General features: G+C 38.8%; 1 protein-coding gene and 1 pseudogene. One reads left to right on the forward strand and one right to left on the reverse strand.

What is annotated here, in order from left to right; translation table 11 throughout:
- Positions 1 to 342 precede the first annotated feature (342 nt).
- A complete protein-coding gene (locus AC3DU7_RS31360) occupies positions 343 to 1,494 on the reverse strand; it encodes an RNA-guided endonuclease InsQ/TnpB family protein (protein WP_488043143.1) in 1,152 nt (383 codons plus the stop codon).
- 236 nt (positions 1,495 to 1,730) lie between these two features.
- Here AC3DU7_RS31360 and tnpA point away from each other — a divergent pair.
- A pseudogene (tnpA, locus tag AC3DU7_RS31365) lies at positions 1,731 to 2,160 on the forward strand (IS200/IS605 family transposase).
- Positions 2,161 to 2,368 lie beyond the last annotated feature (208 nt).

Genomic DNA, 2,368 nt, shown 5'->3' on the forward strand with positions numbered 1-2,368 from the left:
GATCATCAAAAATTAAATCAATCCCATACGCATAAATCATCAATTATTTCCCCTCCTGGGAGGGGTTAGGGGTGGGTTCCCTACTCCCTACTCCCTCTTTTCCCGAGAAGTCTAATGTTAAATAAAGGGTAAGTTTATTTTCTGGAGATGTCTAGTGATAAATAAACTACTCAGGAGTCAGAATTTCCTACGGAATGCTCCGCAAACAGATAGACTTCCTGGCTTCAATGTCGCTGAATAGGCAGGTTGACTAGCAAGCAAAGATATTAGAGTAATCACTGGAATTGATGTCTCCAGGGGTTAAAACACCCTGGATTCTAAGCGGATGTGCTTATACGGGCGCTATTGCCACGCAACGCACTGTTTACGATATTTTTTAGTTAGATTCTCTAACTTGTATCGTTGTGGAAGCATCAAAACTTCCCTACTAACCTTGGCTAAGTCAATACTTAGCTGTGTTGCTACTTTTTTGATAATATTAGCTGCACCGTTAGCATCTGCATTAATCAATTTACCTGCTGCCGAACGGTACAAGCCACGGTTAACAAGCTTTCCTGATGCTTCCCACCTTTTCCTACGGAATGCTACGCAAACGGGTTTTTCACCAAAATTCGGCAGAAAATCATCATCTAAAAAACTAGCTTTACTCGTATAGCTTTCCTCAGTCTCAACGAACTTAATCCCATACCGATCAGATAATTCAGTTATCCTGGCTTTTAACTTGGCTGTTGGTATTTGAACAAACTGTTGGTTATTTTTCTTACCTATGTTAATACTGTCTTTTTGGCCTTGATTCCACCCAAAAACTATTGTACCTATTTGATGCTCAATGCACCAGTTGATAACAAATCTGGCTGCTTTGTTCACATTATCCCGCATCTGACGATTGCGCTTTTCAGTGATGGCGGCTAATTTATTATCCCAATAGTCACCAGGCTTACCTGCTTTGATTTTTGCTACTTGTTTGTTGTACCATTGATTTTGAGATTTAACCTTTCTTCCATCAACTATAAAAGCCTTCCCCACATTACTCACACAAGTTAACCAGTTATTTAATCCTGGGTCAATGCCCAAAACATTTTCTGCTATTGGCTGACCTTTTTCTGGCTGTGGTTGCTCATAAGCAAATTCTAGATAGAAACAGTGATTTCTAGGGACGAACCTAAATTCTTTTATCTGATTAAACTCTAAGTTACCAGGCATTGGTAGCAAGAAATGGTCAATGCCAAACCACGCTTTTACTTGCTTACCTAGAGGAAACTTAAGCATCCCATTAACTAACTTAACCCATCGTGCCGGGTAACTAACAACTGCTAAACCATCCTTTTTACGATATTTTGGTGGTTTTGGCTTCTGTACTAGCTCTCCCGATTTGAACATTTTAGCTAGTTTGGCATAGGAGTTAAAGGACTCAATTACAGAGTGCAGTGTTTGTTGGGCACAGGCTGTTCGCGCTAGCGTTGCGGAGCAAACGCATTGCCTTAAAATGCGGATTACTTTTTAATTCAAAATCTAGTTCGGTTTTAGATAGAAAGCGTCCTGCTTTAAACAGCATTTGACGACAATAGTAAAGCCCACAATTTGTCAACTTATTTGCTTCTGTGCATAAATACTCAAGCACAGCCATTACTTCTGAGTTACTCTTGACTAGGTGTTGTTGACATCCATACATTGATTGCTACCTCCTGTAGATATAATAGCACTATTAAACATAATATGTCTACAGATTAATGTTTGCGCAGCATTCTGTAGGAAAGAAAAAACCAGACGAATATAGAAGAAATCCTCACTCAGTAACACTGATTAATTACCCTGCATGTATTTTGTTCCCAAGCGTAGAAAGTCTGTCTTGGTAGGAGATGTCAAGCAAAGGCTACAAGAGATTATTTTTGAGCTATGTACTGAGCATGATTGGAGACTAATAGCATTAGAAATAATGCCAGACCATGTACATTTATTTTTAGAAGTTGACCCCACTTTTGCTCCATCAGTAATAATTAAGCGCATCAAAGGTAGAGCTTCACATCATTTGAGGAAAGAATTTCCGCTTATTACTAAAATTACCTACGCTTTGGACTCAAGCGCTTTTTTTGTGCAACAACAGGAAACGCTTCAACGGAGACTGTCAGGAAGTACATTGAAAGCCAAACCGGAAAGTAACTCCGGGTTAAAACCCGCGTGTCGTTATTCATCCAGCCGTTAAAACAGGCGCTGCGTACTTCCTCCCGTCATTTTTTAGGTTTTTTCATAATTAACCTTTAACTGCTTATTACCATTAATTTAAACAAGTTTGGAAGATATTTTCAACAATTAATTATTAATAATTAACAATTATCTCTCCTTAAAAACGGATAGGATTTATGAGACA

Source organism: Okeania sp., assembly GCF_983059655.1.